This is a genomic window from Methylovorus sp. SPW-M1 (assembly GCF_053848825.1).
In genome coordinates this window covers 2429212-2447240 of the sequence record NZ_CM132626.1, presented here as the reverse complement: position 1 = coordinate 2447240, position 18029 = coordinate 2429212, and the positions used below count along the sequence as shown (strand labels likewise).

At 57.5% G+C, this 18029-nt stretch carries 17 protein-coding genes; 8 read left to right on the top strand and 9 right to left on the bottom strand.

Going from position 1 to position 18029, the window contains the following annotated elements; translation table 11 throughout:
* The first annotated feature begins 40 nt into the window (after positions 1–40).
* Complete coding sequence (locus tag ACWWD9_RS11560) at positions 41–676, top strand: sulfite oxidase-like oxidoreductase (protein WP_455867100.1); 636 nt, start codon at positions 41–43, stop codon at positions 674–676.
* Complete coding sequence (gene msrB, locus ACWWD9_RS11555) at positions 652–1137, top strand: peptide-methionine (R)-S-oxide reductase MsrB (RefSeq protein ID WP_015829414.1); 486 nt, start codon at positions 652–654, stop codon at positions 1135–1137. The genes ACWWD9_RS11560 and msrB overlap by 25 nt, the downstream gene beginning before the upstream one ends.
* A gap of 53 nt (positions 1138–1190) precedes the next feature.
* Here the strand turns inward: msrB and ACWWD9_RS11550 are convergent, their stop codons facing one another.
* The gene (locus tag ACWWD9_RS11550; RefSeq protein ID WP_455867099.1) at positions 1191–2126 is read right to left on the bottom strand and encodes a DUF808 domain-containing protein; all 936 of its coding nucleotides are present in this window, start codon (positions 2124–2126) and stop codon (positions 1191–1193) included.
* A gap of 108 nt (positions 2127–2234) precedes the next feature.
* Positions 2235–3293 carry an NAD(P)-dependent alcohol dehydrogenase gene (locus ACWWD9_RS11545; RefSeq protein WP_013441356.1) on the bottom strand — a complete coding sequence of 353 codons (1059 nt, stop codon included), beginning with the start codon at positions 3291–3293 and terminating at the stop codon, positions 2235–2237.
* Positions 3294–3422: 129 nt separating this feature from the next.
* Between ACWWD9_RS11545 and ACWWD9_RS11540 the strand changes: the two genes are divergently transcribed.
* Entirely contained in the window at positions 3423–3761 is a 339-nt protein-coding gene (locus ACWWD9_RS11540) for a hypothetical protein (protein ID WP_159356454.1), read from the top strand.
* Between the two features lie 83 nt (positions 3762–3844).
* Positions 3845–4420 (top strand): hypothetical protein, encoded by a 576-nt coding sequence (locus tag ACWWD9_RS11535; RefSeq protein WP_455867098.1) that lies wholly within the window; start codon positions 3845–3847, stop codon positions 4418–4420.
* 98 nt (positions 4421–4518) lie between these two features.
* Here the strand turns inward: ACWWD9_RS11535 and ACWWD9_RS11530 are convergent, their stop codons facing one another.
* The 7 genes from ACWWD9_RS11530 to ACWWD9_RS11500 form a co-directional block, all read right to left on the bottom strand.
* Positions 4519–5985: a catalase gene (locus ACWWD9_RS11530; protein ID WP_455867097.1), complete on the bottom strand. Its 1467-nt coding sequence runs from the start codon at positions 5983–5985 to the stop codon at positions 4519–4521.
* Between the two features lie 232 nt (positions 5986–6217).
* Complete coding sequence (cydX, locus tag ACWWD9_RS11525; protein WP_455867096.1) at positions 6218–6328, bottom strand: cytochrome bd-I oxidase subunit CydX; 111 nt, start codon at positions 6326–6328, stop codon at positions 6218–6220.
* A gap of 12 nt (positions 6329–6340) precedes the next feature.
* The gene (gene cydB / locus ACWWD9_RS11520; protein WP_455867095.1) at positions 6341–7489 is read right to left on the bottom strand and encodes a cytochrome d ubiquinol oxidase subunit II; all 1149 of its coding nucleotides are present in this window, start codon (positions 7487–7489) and stop codon (positions 6341–6343) included.
* 9 nt (positions 7490–7498) lie between these two features.
* Positions 7499–9067, bottom strand: coding sequence for a cytochrome ubiquinol oxidase subunit I (locus tag ACWWD9_RS11515; protein ID WP_455867094.1), 1569 nt, complete (start codon positions 9065–9067; stop codon positions 7499–7501).
* Positions 9068–9077: 10 nt separating this feature from the next.
* Positions 9078–9281 carry a cytochrome oxidase putative small subunit CydP gene (gene cydP, locus ACWWD9_RS11510; RefSeq protein WP_015829423.1) on the bottom strand — a complete coding sequence of 68 codons (204 nt, stop codon included), beginning with the start codon at positions 9279–9281 and terminating at the stop codon, positions 9078–9080.
* 127 nt (positions 9282–9408) lie between these two features.
* On the bottom strand, positions 9409–9954 hold the full coding sequence (locus tag ACWWD9_RS11505) for a response regulator transcription factor (RefSeq protein WP_041361972.1): 546 nt from the start codon (positions 9952–9954) through the stop codon (positions 9409–9411).
* A complete protein-coding gene (locus tag ACWWD9_RS11500) occupies positions 9947–11329 on the bottom strand; it encodes an ATP-binding protein (protein WP_455867093.1) in 1383 nt (460 codons plus the stop codon). Before ACWWD9_RS11500 ends, ACWWD9_RS11505 begins: the two co-directional genes overlap by 8 nt.
* A 116-nt stretch (positions 11330–11445) precedes the next feature.
* On the opposite strand from ACWWD9_RS11500, the gene ACWWD9_RS11495 reads away from it, so the two are divergent.
* From ACWWD9_RS11495 to ACWWD9_RS11480, 4 genes are all read left to right on the top strand, one after another.
* On the top strand, positions 11446–13749 hold the full coding sequence (locus tag ACWWD9_RS11495) for a TonB-dependent receptor (RefSeq protein ID WP_455867092.1): 2304 nt from the start codon (positions 11446–11448) through the stop codon (positions 13747–13749).
* A 12-nt stretch (positions 13750–13761) separates the two neighbouring features.
* On the top strand, positions 13762–15024 hold the full coding sequence (locus ACWWD9_RS11490) for an exo-alpha-sialidase (protein ID WP_455867091.1): 1263 nt from the start codon (positions 13762–13764) through the stop codon (positions 15022–15024).
* Between the two features lie 2 nt (positions 15025–15026).
* Entirely contained in the window at positions 15027–15551 is a 525-nt protein-coding gene (locus ACWWD9_RS11485) for a hypothetical protein (protein ID WP_455868156.1), read from the top strand.
* Between the two features lie 273 nt (positions 15552–15824).
* Positions 15825–17924: a TonB-dependent receptor gene (locus ACWWD9_RS11480; RefSeq protein ID WP_455867090.1), complete on the top strand. Its 2100-nt coding sequence runs from the start codon at positions 15825–15827 to the stop codon at positions 17922–17924.
* Positions 17925–18029 lie beyond the last annotated feature (105 nt).

The window sequence follows — 18029 nt, the reverse complement described above, 5'->3', positions numbered from 1 at the left end:
ACCGACGGCCCCGGGCGGGCTAATCCACAGGAGCCATCACATGCCGGATTGGGAAAAACTCATTGCTGCCAAAGTCGCCGTCGCCAAGCGCGGCTTGCAAAAGCCGGGCAAGGTCAACGCCAACGCGCGCATTCCTGCCGGGCAGACCGAGGTCAGGAATTTCCCCGTGCTTGATCTGGGCGTCCAGCCTGATATTCCCTTGAATGAGTGGACATTGCGCGTGTTTGGCTTGGTGCAGCATGACATCACGCTGGATTGGGCTGCCTATCAGGCCATGCCGCAGATAGAAGACGTATCGGACTTTCACTGCGTTACCCGCTGGTCGCAACTGGATATGGAATGGGCAGGTATATCAGCCAGCGAACTGTTGCTGCGCGCTGGCCCCTTGCCTGAGGCTGGCTTTGTGACCTTGCATTGCTACGATGGCTACACCACCAACCTGCCGCTGGAAGCCCTGCTGGATGATGATGTGATCATTGCCCACAGCGTGTTTGGTCAGCCACTGAGTATTGAGCATGGCGGGCCGGTGCGATTGGTCGTGCCCAAACGCTATGCATGGAAGAGCCCGAAATGGCTGAAGGCTATTGAACTGCATGTCGAAGACCGTCCCGGTTTCTGGGAAGTGCGTGGATATCACAACGAGGCGGACCCATGGCTCGAACAGCGCTTCGGTTAAAACTGATCGAAACCCTGATGGCAAAACGTCAGGCTGATCGTGAGGAGAACATCATGGCAACCGTCATCAAAACCGATGAAGAATGGCGCGCCCAACTGACGCCATTGCAATACGAAGTCACCCGCAAAGCCGCCACTGAGCGTCCTGGCACCGGTGAATATGCGTTTCGCTTTGAGCCTGGGGTGTATCGCTGTGTGTGCTGTGGTACACCGTTGTTTGCTTCGGATACCAAGTTTGATGCGGGCTGTGGCTGGCCCAGCTATTTTGAGCCACTGGACCCGGCCAATGTGCGTGAGAAGCGCGACATCAGCCACGGCATGATACGCACCGAGGTGCTGTGCAATGTCTGCGATGCGCATCTCGGGCATGTGTTTCCCGATGGCCCCAAGCCTACCGGGCTGCGCTATTGTATCAACTCTGCTTCGCTAAGCTTCGAGCCTTTGCAACCCGTTCAGGGCTGAGCATTCCTTAGTCCTGTTCGTGGTTTTCATAAGAGCTGCCGCCTTCACGCAGATTACTTGCGGCGTATCAGCCGCTGAATAATAGTCACCACCAGCACGATCAACCCACCTACCACGATGCCGGTCAGGGCATCCAGTGCAATCGTCGCCAGCAAGGCAACCGCATTGCCTGCGCTGGCACTTACCGTGCTTTGCACATCTGCCGCGAGGTGATGCAGCCAGGGCAAGCCATGCGCCAGTATGCCACCGCCCACCATGAACATCGCCGCGGTACCCACCACGGAAAGTGTGCGCATCAGCCATGGCGCGCCTGCCAGCAGCAAGCGACCCAGGCTGCGGCTGAATGCGGCCCATAACGACGCTCCACGACGCTGTGCCAGATAAAGCCCGCCATCATCCAGTTTCACGATACCCGCCACCAGACCATACACGCCGACTGTCATGATGACCGCGATGCCGGTGAGCACCGAGATTTGCTTGGCAAGTGTGGCCCCGGCCACTGTCCCCAGTGTGATGACAATGATCTCTGCTGACAGGATAAAGTCGGTACGCACCGCGCCCTTGATCTTGTCGCGCTCAAAACTCACCATATCAACAGCGGGGTCGCTCAGTGCCTGTGCTTGTGCAGCGTGTCGGGTTTCTTCTTCAGCGCCATGCAGGTATTTGTGCGCGATTTTTTCAAACCCTTCAAAACACAAAAATGCGCCCCCCAGCATGAGCAATGGCGTGATGGCCCAGGGCAAAAATGCGCTGATCAACAACGCCGTCGGCACCAGTATCAGCTTGTTGATGAAGGAGCCCTTGGCCACGGCCCACACCACGGGCAGTTCGCGGTCAGCTTTCACCCCGGCAACCTGCTGGGCATTGAGTGCCAGATCATCGCCCAGTACCCCGGCAGTTTTCTTGGCGGCTACCTTGGTCATGACGGAAACGTCATCCAGGATGGTGGCAATGTCGTCGATCAGGGTGAGCAAGCTGCTACCGGCCATAATGTTGTCCTGTGTATCAATGGATCTGCCAGTGTACCTGAATGTCGGGCAGATAATAAAAAGCCCCCGGCGCAAGGCGGCGGGGGCGGGCAATGCATCGCTTTTATATCAGGCGGCCTGTTTCAGGCTGGCAAGATCAATCACAAAGCGGTATTTCACGTCACTCTTCAACATGCGTGCAAACGCATTCTCGATGTCCTGGATTTTGATCAACTCAATGTCCGAGGTGATATTGTGCTCGGCGCAGAAATCCAGCATCTCCTGGGTTTCGCGCAAGCCGCCGATCAGCGAGCCCGCCAGCGAGCGACGCTTGAAGATCAGGTTGCCAATGTTCGGCGTCGGGTGAGGGCTATCCGGCACGCCAACCAGGCAATGCGTGCCATCACGCTTCAGCAGCGCCGTGTATTGATCCAGATCATGCGGTGCGGCCACGGTGTTCAGAATGAAGTCAAAACTCTGTGCGTGCTTGGCCATCTCTTCAGGGTTTTTGGAGATCACGACTTCATCCGCACCCAGGCGCTTGGCATCTTCCACCTTGCTGGCTGAGGTAGTGAACAGCACAGTGTGAGCGCCGAAGGCATGCGCAAACTTCACGGCCATGTGACCCAAGCCGCCGAGGCCGACCACACCGACCTTTTGACCAGGGCCGACCTTCCAATTGCGCAGGGGGGAGTAGGTGGTAATGCCAGCGCACAGCAAAGGCGCGACTGCTGCCAGGTCCAGTTTTTCCGATACCTTGAGCACAAAACGCTGCTCCACCACGATCAGGTTGGAGTAACCGCCATAGGTGGATTGCCCTGGCATTTGCTTGTCCGGCGAGTTGTAGGTAAACACGGCATGGTTACAGTATTGCTCCAGGCTGTCTTCACAATCCGGGCAGCTGCGGCAAGAGTCCACCAGACAGCCCACACCCGCCAGATCACCTGCCTTGAACTTGGTGACGGCGCTGCCGACCTTGGTCACGCGGCCAACAATCTCATGCCCCGGCACCATGGGGAAAGTCGAGTTACCCCATTCATCGCGTACCTGGTGCAAATCCGAGTGGCAAACGCCGCAAAACAGGATCTCGATTTCGACATCATTGGCACCTACCTCGCGACGTTCGAAATTAAAAGGGGCCAACGGCTTCTTGGGATCGTAAGCGGCATAACCAATTGCTTTTGCCATGGGGATAACCTCCGCAGAATTATTAGAAAACAGAACAGACTGTGCCGAACGGCACAACTTCATGTGGGACAGTATGCAATAGTCTGGTGTTCCAATAAATGATGCAGTCTTGAAATCAGAATTCCGGAAATGGAAACAATCTTGGATGACATGTGCGAGTGCTGGACGTCTGCTTTGAAATCCATGCCACGCTTCTGTTTTTACATCGGCCTGCTGTTTTTGCAAACTGCGTGCGGCATTGAACCCCATATCAATTGTACGGATGCTAAAAAAGTGCATGTAGGCATGAGGCAGGCAGACGTGGTAAAGCTGCTGGGAGACCCTTACTTTGTCAGTCTCAGCAAAGACAACGTGGTGTTTGGCTGGCAGGACAAAGAGGATATACGTCTGGTGAAAAATAGTCTGCAAATCCACATTAACCCGCAAACCGGGCTTATCAACAACATCGAAGGGACATGTGCGCAATGATCAGGATAATCTGCATTTTGATGGCAGCTGCGTGCATTAGTCTTCAGTCCGCGCTGCCTGCGTTCGCGGAAACTGTGGTGGGCATGCCATTCAATGTAAAGGGCGAGCGTCTTGATGTGACGCCGCCAGCTGGCTGGAAAATCGTCTGGATGGAGGGCGACCCCAAAGGCGAGTATTTCGTGGAATACGCGCCGCCAGGAGAAGATGTCGAAACCTGGAAAACCGGGCATCTTTCCATTATCAGAAAACCCTATCCTTCTGCGCAGACCATGAAGGAAATTCGCGATGCCAAACTCAAGGTGGCGGACGTGGCATTAATAGGCATGGTCAAGCGATTGTCTGGCTCATGTACGGGATATGAGGAGATCACCATGCGTACCACGACGGTCAACGGGCTTTATTCTGCACTCGGCGGGGGATATTGTGGCAAACCGTCGGAGAATGCCCCGCTGGGGGAAGGCGCTTTTGTCGCTTTTTACGAAAGCAAGAATTTCATTTACAAAGTGCAGTACAGCTGGCGCCCACAATCCGAAGCCGAGAAGCAGAGCTCGCTATGGGCGATTGATGCGGCTCACGCCAAGCTCTATCGTGAATCCATGAAATCTGCGGCCCTTTGCGATGAAAGCAAAAAAACCTGCAAGACGCGTTATCTGCCTTGAGTGTATGTATGCCCCCACCGTATGGGGGAGCAGCGAAGGTAAAAAAGTAAAAAAGCCCCGCATCCTTTCGGAATGCGGGGCTTTTTCATGGCGGAAAACTACGAAATAGCGGCAATCGCCTTTTTCACGCCAGCCGCATAAGCCGGGTCGGCTTTTTCAAACTGCGCAAGTACACGCGCCTGAATATCTGCATTGGCTTGCGACAAACCACCGGCAATGTTGTTGAACAACTGTTGCTTCTGATCGTCGTTCATCAAGCGGAAGAGTTCACCGGCCTGCGTGTAATAGTCTTCCTCGCTTTGGTCGTGGTAGCCAATCCATGCTTGTTCCAATACCGGCATCGGCGGTGGTGCAAATTCCGCTGCGGGTACTGGCGCACCTTCGGCTGCCCGGTCATTCGGGTAGAAATTCGGCGAGCCGAGGAAGGCGTTTTCATGACCATGTGCCGGGCAACCCATGCCTGCCATGGCGCCATCGCGCTGGTAGTGGTTAACCGGGCAACGCGGAGCATTGACGGGCAACTGGTTGGCGTTAACACCCACGCGGTAGCGATGCGCATCCTGATAAGCCAGCAAGCGCGCCTGCAACATCTTGTCCGGCGAGGCACCTACACCAGGCACCAGATTGCTGGGGGCGAAGGCAGCTTGCTCGGTTTCGGCAAAGTAGTTGCGCACATTGCGGTTCAACTCCAGCTGACCAATCTCGATCAAGGGGAAATCCTTGTGCGGCCAGACCTTGGTCAAGTCGAACGGGTTGATGTGATAACCCTTTGCTTCGGCTTCCGACATGATCTGCAACTTCACTGTCCAGCTGGGGAAGTCGCCGCGATCAATCGCATCCACCAGATCCTTCTGCGCACCAAACGCTGGCATCTTGGCGGCTTCTTCATTGGTCAGGGTTTTGATGCCCTGATTGGTCTTGAAGTGCCATTTGATCCAGTAGCGCTGGCCATCCTTGTTCCAGAAGCTCAGTGTGTGTGAGCTGAAGCCGTGCACATGGCGATACGAAGCCGGGATGCCACGGTCCGACATCAGGATGGTCATCTGATGCAAGGATTGCGGGTGATTGGCCCAGAATTCGAAGGCATTGGCTGGATTCGGCAAATTGGTGCGCGGGTCTTTTTTCTGGCTGTGGATGAAGTCCGGAAACTTGATCGGGTCATTCAAAAAGAACACGGGCGTATTGTTGCCCACAATATCCAGGTTGCCTTGCGGTGTGTAGAACTTCACGGCAAAGCCGCGGGGATCACGCGCATAGTCGCTGGAATCCTGGCCGCCACCTACAGTAGAGAAGCGCAAGAATACTTCGGTCTTTTGCCCCACATCCTGCAAGAAGCTGGCGATGGTGTAATCCTTGAGGCTCTTGCTCAAGGTGAAAGTGCCGTAAGCGCCGGTGCCGCGGGCATGCACTACGCGCTCGGGGATGCGCTCACGGTTGAAGTGTGCCAGCTTTTCGAAAAGGTAGTGATTGTCAAAGGTCAGTGGGCCACGTGCACCGACACTGATGCTGTTGTTGTCATCGGGTACCGGAGCCCCGGCAGAGGTGGTCAAGATGTCTTTGCTCATTACATTTCTCCTTATCTGGGTTGATAACCTGGCAGTGGCGCCTTGGTATGGGTGCCATAGTAATGAAACTTGATTGATATCTGAAGTTGATTGTTTTGATATAATCAATAAGTAAAACTAATCAAATAAATCCTGCCTGGCTGACTATAAAAAAATAAGGCGGTTTCTCCTAGAGAAACCGCCCACAGCGGAGATGAAACCAGTGATGAATTGAAACGGCAGGCCTGATTAGCTATTCAGTTTCCTGCTCTTCAAATGGCAGCTCCGATTCGAGCCACATGACATTGATGATGCCAAATGCCAGCGCCAGTCCGACGCCCAGTATCCAGGTGAAATACCACATGTGCGTGCTCCTTTAATAGGCTGTATGCGAGTTGTCGCGGATATGCTGTACCGTGATCTTGCCGCGCAGAACGCGGAATACCCAGGAGGTATAGATCAGGATCAGCGGCAGGAAAATCAGGGTCACGATGAACATGATGCCCAGTGTCTTCTTGCTGGAGACTGCATCCCACAGGGTCAGGCTGCTTACCGGATCGGTGCTGGAGGGCATGATGAACGGAAACATGGAGAACCCGGCCGTAAGGATAATCCCCGCCAGTGCCAGGCTGCTGAAGACGAAAGCGCAGCGCTCCCATTTTTTGGCCGCACTCAGCAAGGCAAAGGCAATACCGGCAAAACCGAAGGCAGGTGCCAGCATCATCCAGGTGTAAGTGCTGTAATTGCTGAGCCAGGCCCCGGCCACTTTTTCTACCGTTTTGTGCAGTGGGTTGATGGCGCTATTCACGTCTGGAATCTGCAGCAGTCTGTAACCCTCAATACCGGCCGCCAGCCACAGGCCAGCCAGCGCAAACAGAATCGCGCATGTGATGCCGCTGATGCGGGCTGCGCGCGCTGCGCGTTTTTGCACTACACCTTCGGTACGCAGTTGCAGGTATATCGCACCGTGCATCAGCAGCATGGTCAGGCTGACCAGGCCGCAGAGCAGGGCAAACGGATTAAGCAATGCCCAGAAGCTGCCGGTGTAAAACGAACGCAGCGTGTCGTCGTAATGAAAAGGCAGGCCCAGCAGCAGATTGCCAAAGGCCACGCCAAACACCAGCGATGGCACAAAGCCGCCGACGAACAAGGCCCAATCCCAGCCATTGCGCCACGCGGGGCTTTCCATCTTGCTGCGGTAATCAAAGCCTACCGGGCGGAAAAACAGGGCAAACAATACCAGCAGCAAAGCCACATACAGACCGGAGAAGGCTGCGGCATACACCAGCGGCCACGCGGCAAAAATGGCGCCACCTGCGGTGATCAGCCAAGTCTGGTTACCTTCCCATACCGGGCCCACCGAGTTGATGATGACACGACGCTCGTCGTCGGTTTTGCCCAGAAAGGGCAGCAAGGTGGTCACGCCCATGTCAAAGCCATCCATGATGGCAAAGCCAATCAGCAATACGCCCACAAACAGCCACCAGACCAGCTTGAGGGTTTGATAGTCGATGATTTCGCTCATGATTTTTCCTTAAGCAGCAGCACGCGAAGAAACTTCAAAGTGATAGCGACCGGTATGCAGGCTGGACGGCCCGAGGCGGGCGTACTTGAACATCAGGAACAGCTCGATCAGCAGCAGCAGGGTGTAGAAGCCGAGAAAGCCGGCAATGCTGAAATAGAGTTCGCCGGTGTTGAGCGATGACGTTGACAGATGCGTGGGCAGAATGCCGGAAATCGTCCATGGTTGACGGCCCATTTCCGCCACCACCCAGCCCATTTCGGCAGCAATCCATGGCACGGGGATCGCGGCTACTGCCAGGCGCAGCAGCCAGGTTTTGCTGGCGATGGTGCGTTTGGCCGAGTAATAAAACGCGGCACCCAGCATGAACAGCATCAGCACGCCCAGTCCAACCATGACGCGGAAGCTCCAGAACAGCACGAACACATTGGGGATGGTGTCGGCGGCGGCAAGCTTTACCTGCTCGTCTGTCGCATCGACGACATTTGGCGTGTATTTCTTAAGCAGCAGGCCATGGCCCAGATCATCCTTGACTGCGTTGAAAGCCGCGACGGCTTCGGCGCTGGTATCGCCGCCCTTCAGCTTCTGCAGGGCGGCATAGGCCACCATGCCTTTGCGGATGCGGTCTTCGTTTTCACGCTTGATATCCACCAGGCCGGCCACGGGCTCATCCAGCGAGCGGGTGGCGATGATACCCATGACGTATGGAATCTTGACCGCGTAATCGGTGCGTTCCTCTTTCTGGTTGGGCAGGCCAAACAGGGTAAAGGATGCGGGTGGCGGCTCGGTATGCCATTCGGCTTCCACCGCGGCCAGCTTGACCTTTTGCACTTCGCCGGTGGCGTAGCCAGATTCATCGCCCAGAATAATCACCGAGAGGATGGAGGCGAGGCCAAAGCCGGAGGCGACGGCAATCGAGCGCAGGGCAAATGCGGTATCGCGCTTTTTCAGCAGATACCACGACGAAATGCCGAGCACAAACATGGCGGCGGTGGTGTACCCCGCTGCCACGGTATGCACAAACTTGACCTGGGCCACGGGGTTGAACAGCAGATGCGCAAAATTCGTCATTTCCATGCGCATGGTTTCAAAGTTGAATTCAGCGCCCACCGGGTTCTGCATCCAGCCATTGGCAATCAGGATCCACAGCGCGGAAAGATTGGAGCCAAGGGCCACCAGGAATGTCACGACCAGATGCTGCTTCTTACTCAGGCGATCCCAGCCGAAGAAAAACAGGCCGACAAAGGTGGATTCGAGGAAGAAAGCCATCAGGCCTTCAATGGCGAGCGGCGCGCCGAAAATATCGCCGACGTAATGCGAGTAATACGCCCAGTTGGTACCAAACTGGAATTCCATGGTGATGCCGGTGGTGACCCCCATGGCAAAGTTGATGCCGAACAGCTTGCCCCAGAACTTGGTCATGTCCCGGTAAACCTGCTTGCCGGTCATCACGTATACGGATTCCATGATCACCAGCATCCAGGAAAGCCCGAGCGTCAGGGGGACAAACAGGAAATGGTAGAGTGCGGTGGCGCCGAACTGCAGCCGCGAGAGATCGACGACTTCTGCCGAGGGTAGCATGACATGACTCCTATTTTGAGGTGCTCATTATTATGCGGGTGACCGCTGCCTGCCTGTCCTGCTTGGCGATGGGGTGCGAAAAGCAGGCCCACCAGAGCAGGTAAAGCAGTACTACTTTTGCGAGCAGGATCACCGTAATTTCGATGGCCAGACGACTATATCGGCGATGCGCCTTGAGCGATGTCAGATGCGATATCCAGCGATTATTCATCATTCGGCATAGTAGTTTGGCTGGGCTTATTATAATAGGCCTTATTTAAATATGGTTATTAATTTGGCCCTGATTTGGGCGATATAAAATAAATATATCAATACCTTATGTTTGATAGTTTTTGTGTGGCTTACTGGCGCGTGGGGTGTTTGTTCAATTTGCGCTGCAGGGTGCGCCTGTGCATGTTAAGGCTGCGTGCCGTGGCCGAGATATTGCCGTCATGCTCTTTTAGCACGCGCTGTATGTGCTCCCACTCCATGCGGTCTACCGATAAGGGATTGGCGGCGAGCGGAATGGTGTCATCGGCTTCTTTACGCTCGAGCGCCTGCAGGATTTCATCGGCATCGGCCGGCTTGGCAAGGTAGTAGGTCGCCCCCAGTTTGACCGCCTCAACCGCCGTGGCAATGCTGGCATAGCCGGTCAGCACCACTATGCGGGTTTCTTCATCCAGGGCTTTCAGCTGGCGGATCAGCGTCAGTCCGGAATCCCCGGGCATTTTCAGGTCAAGCACGGCATATTCGGGGGGATTGGCGGTCGCCATGCTCATGGCCTGCACCGCATCATGCGCCACACTGACGGCAAAGCCGCGCCTGGTCATGGCGCGGGCCAGCACGTGGGTAAAAGTTTCGTCATCATCTACCAGCAGCAGGCTGGGGAGTTCGTCCATCTCACTCATGTGACAATCTCCGTAATGGCAGGCTGACGCTGGTAAGTGTGCCGCCCTGCTCGCGATTGCTGAATTGCAGGCTGCCCCCCAGGCGCTCAATCACGGATTTAGCCAGGAACACGCCCAGCCCCAGGCCGCCCACGCTTTCCCTGTCTGCGGAGGTGTGCATGCTGGATTCCAGATGCACTGCCGCCTTGGTGGTGAATCCCGGCTCACCCAGCCGTGCCTGTGCCACGCTGTTGAGGCCGGGGCCATTGTCAACAATCTGCAGCTCCAGCCAGTCGGCACGCCAGCGAGCATGCACGCTGATGCCATCCGGCGAGGCATCGCCCGCATTATCCAGCAGGTTACAGATTGCCTGGCTCAAGGCCCGGTCAGCCACAATCTGCGGCGCAGGGCTGCTGCCTTGCTGATCCAGCGCCAGCGGAATGGCCGGGCGCATATCCTGCCAGCGGCTGAAGGTATCCTGCAAAAACGCATCCAGCGGACGACTCAGCCCTGCCTCGGCACGCAGCTCGCCCGCCGAGCCGGAGAGCGAGGACAAAATGCCCTTGCAGCGGTTGATTTCCTTGCGCAACAGATCAAGTGATTCTGTCAGTTCGGTATTATCGGTATGGGTTTGCCGTAGCTCTTCGGTGACCACCGCCATGGTGGCAAGCGGTGTGCCCAGCTCGTGTGCAGCCCCGGCTGCCAGTGCGCCGAGCGCGAGCATGCGCTCACTTTCCAGTGCCTGTTCCCGGGCTTCTGCCATCAATCGATCATACTCGCGCAGGCTGCGTGCCATGCGTTCCACAAAAATGGCAATCACGCTGGCAGACACCACAAAGCCTGCCCACATGCCGACCAGATGTACGCTGAATCCGCTCTGGCTGGCATGCATATGCATCATGTGCATGTCCATATCCATCTGCGACATGTTCATGCCTGGCATCATGGTCGGCATGGTCGAGGGCAGCGGCTGATACCAGAACATGAGGCCGCTGTAGCAAGCGATGGCCAGAGAGGCGACCAGCCAGACAAAGCGCGAGGGCAGGGCGACGGCCGCGACAATGAGGGGCAGCAGATACATCCAGACAAAGGGATTGGTGTAGCCGCCTGCTTTGTAGAACAGCACACTGAGCACGCCCATATCCAGTAGCAGCTGCATCAGCAATTCAATGTCGGATACCGGCATGGGGTGACGCAAACGCCACCAGGTCATGCCATTCAGCATCAGCATCAGCAGCATGGCGCCCACCACGGTATGCATGGGCAGCGCCACATCGTAATACAGCATGGCAATGGCGGCGGCGGCGCCCAGCACCACGGTCATGACCAGTCGCAGCCTGAGCAGGCGGCGCAGATTGGTACGGGTGGCAAGCGAGGATGACGTGGACGCGAACATGCCGGGGATTCTAACCCAAGTTGCTAGCGCCCCGCTGCGGCAAATTGCCACAGCGGGCTTGCTGCATGTGGGCCAGAGGGCGATGGGTGCGACAACATGTCGCATGGTGGCGCCGTGTGGCAGACCCTACAATTTCGGGCATGAAAACAACTGCCTGCATCATTCACTCACTCGTCTGCGGCGCCCTTGTCACTGGGGCAGGGCCTGCGCATGCCGACCATAACGAAACCGTGGTGCTGGATCCGCTGGAGGTGACAGCCACGCGCAGTGCCACTGAGAGCAACCAGCGCGTGCCCGCGGTCATCGAAAGCGTCACCGCGCAACAGATTGCCGAGACCACTAACGCCGCCACGGCCGCTGAAACCATCAAATACCTGCCCAGCTTGCAAGTACGCGAGCGCTATATTGGCGACCGCAATGGCATTATTGCCAGCCGCACGGCCGGCACATTATCCAGTGCGCAAACGCTGCTGTATGCCGATGGCATCCTGCTGTCCAATCTGCTAGGCAATTCATTTGCCTATCCGCCGCGCTGGGGCATGGTGTCGCCGGAGGAAATCCAGCAGGTGGATGTAATGTATGGACCGTATTCCTCGCTGTATGCGGGCAACTCCATGGGCGGCGTGGTGAATATCCAGACGCGCATGCCACAGAAGTTTGAAGCGCATGCCAATATGCAATGGTTCACGCAGCGCTTCGATCTCTACGGCACCAAGCAGAACAACGAGGGCAAGCATGCCAGCGCTTCTGTCGGTAACCGCATCAACGACCTTTCTTTCTGGCTGGGCGTGGATCATCTGGATACCTGGGGCCAGCCCATGCAGTTTGCCGTGGCAACGGCCACCACGGGCGGTGCCGGTACTGCGGTGACTGGTGCCTATCGCGATGTCAGTGAAAAGGGCGTCTCCCGCCTGGTGTTTGGCGCCTATGGCATAGACCACTCGGTGCAGGACAACCTCAAGCTCAAGCTGGCGTATGACATCAGCCCCAGTTTGCAGGCGCGCTATACCGTGGGCTTGTGGCAGCTGGATTCCGATACCCGGGTGGACAGTTATCTGCGCACCGCCAGCGGCGCGGCGTTCTATAACGGCAATGTCAGTATCGGCGGCAATACCTACAGTGTGCGCGGCCTCAACCCCACCGCCGCCAACAGTGTGCATCTGATGCAGGCCTTGCAGTTGCAATCCAAAGCGGATGGCGGCTGGCAATGGCAGCTCGGCCTTTCCGATTACCGCTACAACCGGGATGAAAGCCGTACCTCAACCGCCAACAACCCCACCCTGAGCAGTGTGGGCACGGTGCAGGACATGCAGGGGACCGGCTGGACCGCGGCCGACGCCCAGGGCACCCTGAGTCGCGGTGCACATCAGATGGATGTGGGCTATCACATTGATCACTATGCCCTGCGCAGCGTGACGGATAACGCCAGCGACTGGAGCAGCGCCACTACCACTACACGCAACAGTGCTTCGCGTGGCGATACCATGACCCAGGCGCTGTATGTGCAGGATGCCTGGCGCTTTGCCACCCGCTGGAAACTGACAGCCGGCGGACGCTATGAAGACTGGCGGGCATGGAATGGGCAGAATCAGGCGACCGTGGGCGGCAGCCTGCAAACCAGCGATTACGCAGACAAGCAGGAGCATGCGTTTTCGCCCAAGCTGGCCCTGAGCTTTGAGCCTGCGCCTGCCTGGGGTTTCAACGCCGCCCTGGGGCGTGCCTATCGCTTTCCTACCGTGAGCGAGCTGTTTCAGAGCATTACCAGTGGCAGCAATCTGGTGCAGGGCAATCCTGACTTGCAGCCGGAGCGGGTGCTGTCGGCCGAGCTTTCTGCCGAGCGGCGTTTTGCCAAGGGCTATCTGCGCGCCACCCTGTTTCAGGAAAACAAGCACGATGCCTTGATCTCGCAAACCGTTACTAACGGGGTTAGTGCCTGTGGCAGCGCCACCTGTAGCTTTATCCAGAATGTGGACCTGGTGCGTACCCGTGGCATTGAACTGGCCACGCAATGGCAGGATGTGTTTGTACACGGGCTGGACCTGGGTGGCAGCCTGACCATGACCGAGGCGGAAATTCTGCGCAACAGCGCCAACCCTGATACCGAAGGCAATCGCCCGCCGCGCATCCCCAATGCCGTCGCCAAGGCAGTGGCGACCTATCATCAGGGGCAGGCGCTCACCTATAGCCTGGCATTGCGCTACAGCGGTCGCCAGTACACCTACCTGGATAACAGCGATAGCAACCCCGATACCTATGGCGGCGCCAGTCATTTCTTTTTTGTGGATGTGCGCATGGCCTATAAATTTGCTGACCGCTGGACAGCGGCGCTGGGCGTCGATAATCTCAACAACGACAAGGCCTATGTGTTTCACCCCTACCCGCAACGCACGGCCTTTGCCCAACTCAAGTTTGATTACTGATAACGGATTTGCATGCGCATGCTGATGGTTTTACCGGCAATCTGCCGGGCGATTGTATTGTTTTTGCTGGGTTTGCCAGCACTGCTGGCGGCTAGTCTTGCCCTTGCCCATGAAGGGCACGATCACGGCGCTGCGGCAGCGCCCCTCGCCATATCCCTGGTCTTCGATGCGCAAGGGACCTTGTGGCGCGCCTCGGTAAAAGACGGCCATGTTCTGGTGGATAGCTCGCCCGATAACGGCCAGCATTTTGATACGCCGCGCGTGGTGAATCCTGACGCGCAAAAAATCGGCGTGGATGGCGATGCCAAACCCAAGCTCGCCCTGGGGCAAGGGGGGCATCTGTATGTCACCTGGACGCAGGCGCTGCCCAAACCCTATACCGGCTATATCTGGTTTGCCCGCTCCGTGGATGGCGGCAAGCACTTTGAGCCACCGTTTATCGTGCATCAGGACCGCGCCGAGATAACCCATCGCTTTGATGCGCTGGCCGTCAGCCGCGTGCCGGGGCAGGCCCAGGATCGCCTGTACGTTGCCTGGGTGGACAAGCGTGATCTGCTGGCGGCGCAAGCCGCGGCTAAACCCTATGCGGGTGCTGCGATCTATTACGCGGTATCGGACGATGGTGGCGCCAGTTTTGCTGCCGAGCGCAAGCTGGCTGATAGCAGTTGCGAGTGTTGCCGCATTGCGCTGGTGACCCCGGATGACGGTTCGGGCGATGCCGTGGCGTTATGGCGCCATGTGTTCGAGGGCGGCGTGCGCGACCATGCCATTGCCAGATTCAATACCAAGCCCGTCGCTGCGGATGCCATCAAACGCGCCAGCTTTGGCAACTGGCAGATAGACGCCTGCCCACACCATGGCCCGACGCTGGCGCAAGGCGGCGACTGGGGCTGGCACATGGCCTGGTTTGACGGTGGCACACATAATCGCGAAAAAATGCCCGGCCTGTTTTACGCCCGCATGGACGGCGAAGCCTGGGTATCCTCTCCCGCCAAACGCATAGGCGATGGCAGCAAGCAGGCGGGGCATCCCGCGCTGATCAGCCGTGGCGATGCGGTATGGCTGGCCTGGCGCGAGATGGAAGCCGACGGCAGCCGCCTTTACCTGATGCGCTCGCAAGATGGTGGTCGCAGCTGGGGCGAGGCCGAGTCCATGCTCAGCACCGCAGGCAGTGCCGATTACCCCATGCTGCTCATGCGCGGCACCCAGGTCTATCTGGCCTGGAATACCGCACGCGATGGCCTGCTCTTGAAGCCGCTGGAGACAGCACCGTGAGCATGCGTGACCTGGCTGCCATCTGTGGCCGTGCTGCTGCTGGCATGGCGCGGGCAATTGCCCTGGTTGGCTTGCTGATGTTGGTATCCGTGGTCGGCAGCCGCTGGGCCATGGCCGCCGACTTCCAGCCCTGGCAAGGGGACAGTCGTCGGGCACTCGAACAGCAATACGCCCGCAAACCCTTTATTCTGGCCTTGTGGTCACTCGATTGCGCCTATTGTGCCGAGGACTTGCGCACGCTGGGCGCCTGGGTCAGGCAGCATCCGCACGTCACCCTGGTTACGGTCAATACCGATATCGGTCAGGCGACGGAAGCCGCAACATTCATCGATGGGCTGGCCTTGCCAGCCCATGCTCGCTGGCAGTTCGCCGGGAACGATGCCGATCGCCTGCGTTATCAATTGGACCCCGCCTGGTATGGCGAGCTGCCGCGCACTTATTTTTACGATGCCCGGCACAACGTGCAGGCCGTCAGCGGCCGGCCAGCCAAAGACTGGCTGGACAACTGGGGCCGCAGCCTGCCTTAGCGGATCCATGGCTACGCGGATATTCATGCGTGGCGCACTTCTTATCCCGAGTTTCCTGATTTCCGCTTTGTCTCCCATCTGAATTGTCTCCCATCTGAATTGTCTCCCATCTGAATCACTGGCGTTCCTGACAGGCCCGTTCCGTCTGCGCGTGCGACATCATGTCGCATTTTCAATTTCCCCGGCTTCGCTAGAATGCCTGCGCAACATGAGCCTGCGCCTGCAGGCATGCGATATGAGAAAGACAGGGAGCCTATGAAACAAGCAATCCGCATGAAACATCTGCCATACGCGGTGGCCGTCGCCATCAGCGTGATGAACTGCAACAGCCTGTACGCCGAAGAAGCGACAGTGAAACTGCCCGAGGTAGTGGTCGATGCCAAAAAAGACAGCGAGCCTGTGCGGGCGCGCCCGCTCAATAGTGCAGATATGGTCGAAGTGCTGGCAGCTGAAGGCAGCCTGCAGTTTTACCAGTCGGGCGGAGTGTCGGCCTTGCCGGTGATACGCGGACTCAATGATGACCGCATCAAAATTCTGGTGGATGGCGCCGAGGTGACTGCTGCCTGTGGCAATCACATGAACTCTCCCTTGTCGTATGTTGCCCCGGCTACCGTGGCGAATGCCAGCGTGCTGGCGGGTATCACCCCCGTCAGCCAGGGTGGCGACAGCATCGCCGGGACTATTCTGCTGAATTCGCCCGCTCCGGTGTTTGCCGCGAATGGCGAGACGCTGGTGACCCAGGGCCGTTTCTCCAGCCTCTATCGCAGCAATAACAATGCCTTCAGCACCGCCCTCAGCGCCTCTGTTGCCAATGACAGCTTGAGCCTGGGCTTCACCGGCAGCATAGACCGTGCGGGCAGTTACGAAGATGGCCGTGGCAACAAGGTACGCTCCACCCAGTTTGACCGGCGCACGCAAACGGTCAACTTTGCGGCCCGCGGCGAAGACCAGCTGCTGACCGTCAAACTCACCCATCAGGATGTGCCGTTCCAGGGTTATGTGAATCAATACATGGACCTGATCAATAACCAGTCTGACGCCATCAATATCGGCTACAGCCGCACGTTTGCCTGGGGCGATCTGGATACGCGCATCTACTGGCAGAATGTGAATCACGAGATGGGCTTCTTCTCGAACGAGAAGACCGGCACCATGCCCATGAAAACCAAGGGCGAGGATATGGGGTACAGCATAAAGGCGGCATTGCCGCTGGATGCCATTCATACCCTGCGCATTGGCAACGAGGCCCACCGCCAGAAGCTGGATGACTTCTGGCCTGCTGTGCCTGGCAGCATGATGATGGGCCCGCAAACCTATGTGAATATCAACAATGGTCGTCGCGATCGCGTGGCCGTGTATGCCGAGGTGGCCTCCAGCTGGAGCAATCAGTGGAGCACGCTGCTGGGTCTGCGCGAGGATGTGGTACACACCAGCACCGGCGAGGTGCAATCCTACGGCGGCATGATGAACGCCACCGACAATGCGGCGGCCCAGGTTTTCAATGCCGGCAATCGCTCGCGCACCGATCAGAACATCGACGTCACTGCCATAGCGACCTATATCGCCAGCAACACCGCAAGTGTGGATTTTGGCTATGCCCGCAAAAACCGTGCGCCCAGTCTGTATGAACGCTATTCCTGGGGCCGCGGCACCATGGCCATGACCATGATAGGCTGGTTTGGCGATGCCAATGGCTATGTGGGAGACCCTGACCTCAAGCCGGAAACCGCCAATACCATCAGTGCCACGCTCAATCTGCACGATGCCGCGCAGGCGCAATGGGAGCTCAAGCTCACGCCGTATTACACCTATGTACAGGATTACATCGGCGTGAATCGCATCGGCACCTTCAATCTGGCCAGCGGCGTGCCGCGTGCATTGCTGCAATTCCAGAATCAGGATGCCCAGTTTTACGGGGTGGAGACTGCCTTCAAGCGCAGCTTGTGGGATAACGCACGCTTTGGCCAAGGCCGTGTCAGCGGCTCGCTGGGCTGGACGCGTGGCGAGCGCGTCAGCAATGGCGACGATCTCTATCACATCATGCCGCTGCAGTTCAAAGCCTCGCTGGAGCAGCGCATCGGCGCCTGGAGCAATGCCGTGGACCTGCAACTGGTGGACAGCAAAACCGCGGTGGATAGCGTACGCTTTGAGTCCAAAACGGCAGGCTACACGCTGGTGAACCTGCGCACTGGCTATCAATGGAAAAAGGCGCGGCTGGATCTCGGCGTCACCAATCTGTTCGACAAGTTCTACTACCTGCCCTTGGGCGGGGCCGATTATGCCAACTGGAATGCCAATGGCGGGCAGGGGACAATTGGTCCTGTGGCTGGCATGGGGCGCTCGGTGAATGTGGGCTTGAGCGTGGATTTTTAACGAAAGTCAGGCCAACATCCGGCCAACAAAAAACGGCGGCGAGTGGGTGACACTCGCCGCCGTTTTTTACACTTGCAGATTCGCCTTGAGCGCAGGTTTGACCTG

What these genes read in the sequence shown, in the direction of transcription:
- ACWWD9_RS11560 (WP_455867100.1), top strand. Translation starts at nt 41, where the DNA reads ATGCCGGATTGGGAAAAACTCATTGCTGCCAAAGTCGCCGTCGCCAAG.
- msrB (WP_015829414.1), top strand. Translation starts at nt 652, where the DNA reads ATGGCTCGAACAGCGCTTCGGTTAAAACTGATCGAAACCCTGATGGCA.
- ACWWD9_RS11550 (WP_455867099.1), bottom strand. Translation starts at nt 2,126, where the DNA reads ATGGCCGGTAGCAGCTTGCTCACCCTGATCGACGACATTGCCACCATC.
- ACWWD9_RS11545 (WP_013441356.1), bottom strand. Translation starts at nt 3,293, where the DNA reads ATGGCAAAAGCAATTGGTTATGCCGCTTACGATCCCAAGAAGCCGTTG.
- ACWWD9_RS11540 (WP_159356454.1), top strand. Translation starts at nt 3,423, where the DNA reads ATGGAAACAATCTTGGATGACATGTGCGAGTGCTGGACGTCTGCTTTG.
- ACWWD9_RS11535 (WP_455867098.1), top strand. Translation starts at nt 3,845, where the DNA reads ATGCCATTCAATGTAAAGGGCGAGCGTCTTGATGTGACGCCGCCAGCT.
- ACWWD9_RS11530 (WP_455867097.1), bottom strand. Translation starts at nt 5,985, where the DNA reads ATGAGCAAAGACATCTTGACCACCTCTGCCGGGGCTCCGGTACCCGAT.
- cydX (WP_455867096.1), bottom strand. Translation starts at nt 6,328, where the DNA reads ATGTGGTATTTCACCTGGATACTGGGCGTCGGACTGGCGCTGGCATTT.
- cydB (WP_455867095.1), bottom strand. Translation starts at nt 7,489, where the DNA reads ATGAGCGAAATCATCGACTATCAAACCCTCAAGCTGGTCTGGTGGCTG.
- ACWWD9_RS11515 (WP_455867094.1), bottom strand. Translation starts at nt 9,067, where the DNA reads ATGCTACCCTCGGCAGAAGTCGTCGATCTCTCGCGGCTGCAGTTCGGC.
- cydP (WP_015829423.1), bottom strand. Translation starts at nt 9,281, where the DNA reads ATGATGAATAATCGCTGGATATCGCATCTGACATCGCTCAAGGCGCAT.
- ACWWD9_RS11505 (WP_041361972.1), bottom strand. Translation starts at nt 9,954, where the DNA reads ATGAGTGAGATGGACGAACTCCCCAGCCTGCTGCTGGTAGATGATGAC.
- ACWWD9_RS11500 (WP_455867093.1), bottom strand. Translation starts at nt 11,329, where the DNA reads ATGTTCGCGTCCACGTCATCCTCGCTTGCCACCCGTACCAATCTGCGC.
- ACWWD9_RS11490 (WP_455867091.1), top strand. Translation starts at nt 13,762, where the DNA reads ATGCGCATGCTGATGGTTTTACCGGCAATCTGCCGGGCGATTGTATTG.
- ACWWD9_RS11485 (WP_455868156.1), top strand. Translation starts at nt 15,027, where the DNA reads ATGCGTGACCTGGCTGCCATCTGTGGCCGTGCTGCTGCTGGCATGGCG.
- ACWWD9_RS11480 (WP_455867090.1), top strand. Translation starts at nt 15,825, where the DNA reads ATGAAACATCTGCCATACGCGGTGGCCGTCGCCATCAGCGTGATGAAC.